At 72.4% G+C, this 5,030-nt stretch carries 5 protein-coding genes and 1 pseudogene; all 6 read right to left on the minus strand.

Annotated elements, in window-relative coordinates; genetic code table 11:
- Positions 1–806: baseplate J/gp47 family protein (locus tag AC1DY2_RS15185; RefSeq protein WP_476763187.1), on the minus strand; the 806-nt coding region annotated here is incomplete at its 3' end.
- Positions 803–1,204 carry a GPW/gp25 family protein gene (locus AC1DY2_RS15190; protein ID WP_476763188.1) on the minus strand — a complete coding sequence of 134 codons (402 nt, stop codon included), beginning with the start codon at positions 1,202–1,204 and terminating at the stop codon, positions 803–805. The genes AC1DY2_RS15190 and AC1DY2_RS15185, both read right to left, overlap by 4 nt.
- A 19-nt stretch (positions 1,205–1,223) precedes the next feature.
- A complete protein-coding gene (locus AC1DY2_RS15195) occupies positions 1,224–3,044 on the minus strand; it encodes a VgrG-related protein (protein ID WP_476763189.1) in 1,821 nt (606 codons plus the stop codon).
- Complete coding sequence (locus tag AC1DY2_RS15200; protein ID WP_476763190.1) at positions 3,031–3,795, minus strand: CIS tube protein; 765 nt, start codon at positions 3,793–3,795, stop codon at positions 3,031–3,033. The genes AC1DY2_RS15195 and AC1DY2_RS15200 overlap by 14 nt, the downstream gene beginning before the upstream one ends.
- Before the next feature lie 10 nt (positions 3,796–3,805).
- Positions 3,806–4,246 (minus strand): phage tail protein, encoded by a 441-nt coding sequence (locus tag AC1DY2_RS15205; protein WP_309974706.1) that lies wholly within the window; start codon positions 4,244–4,246, stop codon positions 3,806–3,808.
- Positions 4,247–4,261: 15 nt separating this feature from the next.
- Positions 4,262–5,030 (minus strand): annotated as a pseudogene (locus tag AC1DY2_RS15210) (hypothetical protein); the annotation flags it as partial.

Below are 5,030 nucleotides of genomic sequence, written 5' to 3' on the forward strand. Positions count from 1 at the left end.
GCGCTGTACGTCGGCACGTCGGGGTCGCGCTCGACGAGCCGGGTGCGGATCCATCCGGCCCGCACCTCGGCGATGACGGATGCCACATGCCCCCGCGGCACGATGAGCACGACCTCCCCGGGCTTGTTGAGGCCGCCGGTGCCGTCGGCGACCACGTCGCACGCCTGCCATCCGGCTGCCGTCTTCGCCTCCCAGACGATGGGCGGGTCGTCGGGGTCGACGCCGACGCCGCGCACGGCGCAGTCGAGCCGGAGCGACACGGCGAGCGCGCCCGACGCATCGTCGAGCCCGAAGAGCAGGGCATCGCCGGGCGTCGGCGATGACGCGAACGCGTCGATCGTCTCGTCGCCGAGGCGTGCGTCGCCGACCCAGGGCTCGCCGCCCTCGGGGTGCGTGCCCACGGCGATGAGCGAGCGCGGCGGGATCGCGAGCTCTTCGATCGTGGTGAAGATGATCGGCTCGGCGAGCTCGGTGCGCGGCGTGCCCGCGTCGCTCCTCGCGGGCACGATCACCGTCTCGGGGCGGGGGGCGGCGAGCCAGAAGACGAGGTCGACGGTCGCGCTCGTCGGCGGGAACAGCGACACCCCGAGCAGGTCGAGGAAGGCGAGGTACATGCGGTCGGGCACGCGGTTCAGCCGGTAGAGCAGCTCGTCGGTCATGAACGCGAACGCCTCGATGAGCGTGACCCCGGGGTCGGAGACGTTGTGGTCGGTCCATTCGGGGCAGCGCAGGGCTACGAGCCGCTTGGCGTCGTCGACGAGGTCCTGGAAGCGACGGTCGTCGAGGTTCGGGGCAGGCAGGGTCATGAGGGCTCCCGGGGGATGACGTAGAAGGGGAACACGAGGTTCCTGGGATCGTTCGTGCCGAGGATCGAGTACCCGACGTCGATGTACAGCACGCCGTCGCCGGCACCCTCGAGCGAGACGGTCACGTCGCCGACCTCGATGCGCGGCTCCCAGTAGCGCAGGGCCGCCCGCACCGCGGCGCCGATCGCCCCGGCCGTCGAGGCGTCGGCGGGCGCGAAGACGTACTCGTGCACCGCGCAGCCGAACTCGGGACGCATCGGCCGCTCGCCGGGTGCGGTGGCGAGGATGAGCCGGATGCTCTCCTCGATCTCGCGATCGTCGGAGGTGAGCGCGATGCGGCCGGTCGCGTCGGCGTGCACGGGGAACGCCCAGCCGTGCCCGACGAACTCACGAGACATCCGCGCACCCCCTCTGCACTCAGTTGATCTTCACGACGGCACCCTTGACCGTCGTGACGCCACCGGCCGAGAGTTCGGCGGTGCCCTGCCCCTTGAGGCTGAGCGTCGCGCCCTCGACCTCGGTCGACCCCGTGCCCTTCAGGGCGAGCGAGGCGCCCTCGATCTTCACGCCGCCGGTCGCCTTCACCTCGACGGTCGACCCCGAGAGCTTCAGCGTTCCGTTGTCGGCCGACACCGTGGCATCCTGCTTCGCCGTGATCGTCACCGGCCCCTCGGCGATGATCTCGATGCCCTTCTGCGACGTCTGCGTCAGCGTGACCCGCTGCGCCCCGCCGTTCGTCGACAGCTCGAGGGTCTCGGTGCCCGACTTCTCGGTGAACCGCACCGCCATGCCCGTGCGAGAGGTGAACGAGCGGTGCACGACCTCGCCGTTCTCGACCACGCCCGCCCACGGCTCGGCCGGCTCGTCGACCCCGTTGTAGAGCCCGCCGACCACGAACGGCCGGTCGAAGCGCCCGCCCTCGAACGCGACGAGCACCTCGTCGCCCACCTCCGGCAGCACCAGGCTGCCGCGCGTGCCGCCGGCCCCGAGCTGCACGGTGCGAGCCCAGCCGCTGACATAGTCGGGCGAGAGGAAGGGGAAGGCGAGCTTGACCCGGCCGCGGGCCTCGGGGTCGCCGTTGTCGCTCACGAGGGCGGGCACCACGCCGGCCATGCGCGCGTCCTCCCCCGCCGACCAACCGCCGTTCGCCACGCCGTAGAGCGAGCGGTCGGAGGCGTTGCTCACGACCGCGGTGGTGACGTAGCCCTGGTCGGACGAGAACTCGTGCGTCGCCTCGGTGACCGTGTAGCGGCCGTCGAACGGCGACCCGAAGCCCTTCAACGTGACCGCGGTGCCCGAGTGAATGTGCGAGTTGCCCCGGATCCGCGCCTCGACCTCGGCGWAGCCCCCCGCGATGCGGTCGGCCACGGACGTCGCGAGCTTGTCCTGTGCCGTCGCGACGCCGTCGCCGTCGGAGCTGACGTACTTCGGGCTCGTGAACGCCTGCGCCACCTTCGCCGGCTGCACGTTCGGCAGCTCGACCGAGCGGGTCTTCGGCGGCGCGGTGGACACGACCGCCTCCTTGCGCACGGGATCCCATCCGCGGACCTCGACCTCGGGCACCTGGCTCGCCGAGGTCACCGTGGCCTGCAGCGACAGCGTGTTCATGCCGTGCTCGATGACGACGGGGTCATCGCGCGCGCTCTCGGCGCCGGCGGGCGCCTCGTCGGCCTTCGAGGGCGGGCCGAACACGAGGCCGCCCTGCACGACGGAGAACGTCGAGCCCGTGGCATCCGCGAGCCGCTTCAGGAACACCCAGTCGCTGACGTTGTCCTGGGTGACGTGCTTCATGACGCTGCCGGCGACCTGGATGCGCGTGATCGGCACGCTCGCGCGCCCGGCCACGGTGCGCACGATGTCGGCCGGCGTCGAGTCGAGGTACGCGGCGACGCGACGGCCGCGGAACAGGCGGTGCGACCTGTCGAGCCCCCGCACCCGCGTGAGGAGCGCTCCGGCCACGTCCTCACGGTCGATCGCGGTGACCTCGCCGTCGAGCAGCCGCACGGGGCCCTGCGGGCCGTTCTCCGAGACGGTCAGCACGACGGAGGCGCCGATCGTGAAGTGCCCGTCGGCGAGCACGGTGCCCGCGGTGTCGGTGAACTCCAGCTCGAAGCCGTCGGGGAGGTTCGCGGTGTCGGTGATGCGTCCGGTCAGGAGCTGCCTCGCCACCTGCGGCGGCAGGGGGCTGCCGTCGACCGCGACGAGCAGGAGGCTCGTGTAGGTGTCAACCGACGACACGGGCCACCTCCTGCCGCACCACGTCGCGCTTCGACGGCCCCGAGAGTTCCTCGGCCGCGGGGAGGAAGACGCTGCGCCCGGGCACCAGCCGCATCGGGTCGTCGATGCCGTTCACGTCGGCCACCTGCCGCCAGAGCGCCGCGTTCCCGTACTCGCGGTAGGCGATGGCGGCGAGGGTGTCGCCCTCGCGGATGGTGTGCACGCGCCGCGGCCGCAAGCCGCCCGAGGTGGGGTTCTGCTTGCCCGGGTCCGCGGCGATCTCCTCGAGGGCGACCGTGCAGACCGCGCGCAGGGGCGTGCCGCTCGGCGAGAACAGCGTGTACTTCGCCGAGACCGACTTGATGTAGCCCACGAACCCGACGAGGACGCCCCACTTGAACTGCACCCACGGGGCTGACGGGGTGTCGCCCCGTTGCGAGTCCTTGGTCGGCGCGCAGGCCGTGAAGAGCTTCTCGACGCGGGTCACGACCGAGTCGCCGCCGCCCCCGCGCGTGTCGTCGAAGAACATCTCGACGCTGAGCTTCTGCGCCTCGGGGCCCTGGTAGGTCGCGGGCGGAGCGGAGGTCGCCTTCTTCTGCTTCTCCGACTTCCAGCTCGCGGTCTTCGTCATCGTGAGTTCCTTGGGGTTGAGCTGGAACGCGATCGTGCCGATGGGCGCGCCCGGCACGCCGGGGGTCTTCCCCGGCTCGCGCAGCTCGAGTTCCGCGTGCGTGAGGGTCTCGCTCGCGGCCTCGGTCTTGGTGACGGGCATGTCGGCTCCTTCAGTTCCCGGGCGGGTCGGCCTTGATGCCGTGGTGGGCGAGCTCGAGGGTCTCGGTGAGCACCTTGGGCTGGTCGTTCGTGAGGGAGGGGCCGGTCCAGCGCACCGGGATGACCTGCTCGAGGTGCCAGGTGGCGATGGGCTTGCCCTCGGCGTTGCGCGCCTGGATCTCGGCCTGGCTGGGCGCGATCCGCGGTGCCTTCGCGATCCACCCGAGGATCGGCTGCGAGCTGCCCTTGCCGAGCGGCCGCGACAGCTTCACGTTCGAGAACTTGAGCCGGGTGGGCAGTTGCCAGACGTAGGCGTTGTTGCCGCCCTCCTCGCGCGACTCGAGCACGACCTCCACGCCGAGCCCGTCGCAGCTCGCGAACTCGCCGAGCGACTCCCCGTCGATCTTCACGACGTAGCTCACCCCGACGGCGATATCGGTGTCCTCGATCATCGCTCCCCCTTCCGTCTAGATTCCGTCGATCCGGATGCCGCGGCGTTCCCGATCGAGCAGCAGCTCGGCCTTCAGTCGTCGCACGAGTGGGCCGTAGAGCCGTTGCGCGAGCTTCTCGATCGCCTCGGGCGATGAGGCGTCGACGGATGCCGCGCCGCCGGCGGCGGGCGATGCGGTGACGGATGCCGCGGCGGTGCCGTTGCCTGCAGGCTCGCCGGATGCCGCAGGGCCGGCGTCGGACGGCGACGCTAGGACGTCCGGCGCCTCGTCGACGACCTCGGCGCGCTGCACGACGGCGTCGGTGGGCGGAGCGGCTGGCGGAGCGGCGACCGGCATCGGCGWGGGCGAGGCCGCGCGAGCGGGCGCGATGAGCACTGGCATCGCGCCCGCGCCGCCCGGTGCCTCGTGGGCACGTTGGGGAGTCGATCGCTGCAGGACGGTCGTGGCGGTGGTGGCGGCGCCGGGGGCGCTCGTGCTCCCGGTGGATCCGGAGGCCGTACGCACGGAGGCGGGTGGCGCCGGGAATCGCATCGCGCTCGACGACGCGAGCCCTGACGGTGCGAGCCCCGACGGTGCGGACGCGACGCGGGCGACGACCGGGAGCCCGGCCGCGCGGTTCCCGCCAGATGCGGCCCCCGTCGCCGCGCCGAGCGCGGACGCCGCGCCGGCTTCGGACTCGGGCAGCGCGCCCGCTTCGGTCCCGGTGGCAGGCGCCTCCCCGCCGACGGCCGAGTCGCCGAAGCCGGGTCCGGCACCGGAATCGACGGGGCCGAGCGTGCCCGCC

It is taken from the genome of Agromyces sp. P1_H4, from assembly GCF_056405255.1.

Excerpts from the sequence above, each read along its gene's own strand:
- AC1DY2_RS15190 (WP_476763188.1), bottom strand. The coding sequence starts at position 1,204 with ATGTCTCGTGAGTTCGTCGGGCACGGCTGGGCGTTCCCCGTGCACGCC.
- AC1DY2_RS15200 (WP_476763190.1), bottom strand. The coding sequence starts at position 3,795 with ATGCCCGTCACCAAGACCGAGGCCGCGAGCGAGACCCTCACGCACGCG.
- AC1DY2_RS15205 (WP_309974706.1), bottom strand. The coding sequence starts at position 4,246 with ATGATCGAGGACACCGATATCGCCGTCGGGGTGAGCTACGTCGTGAAG.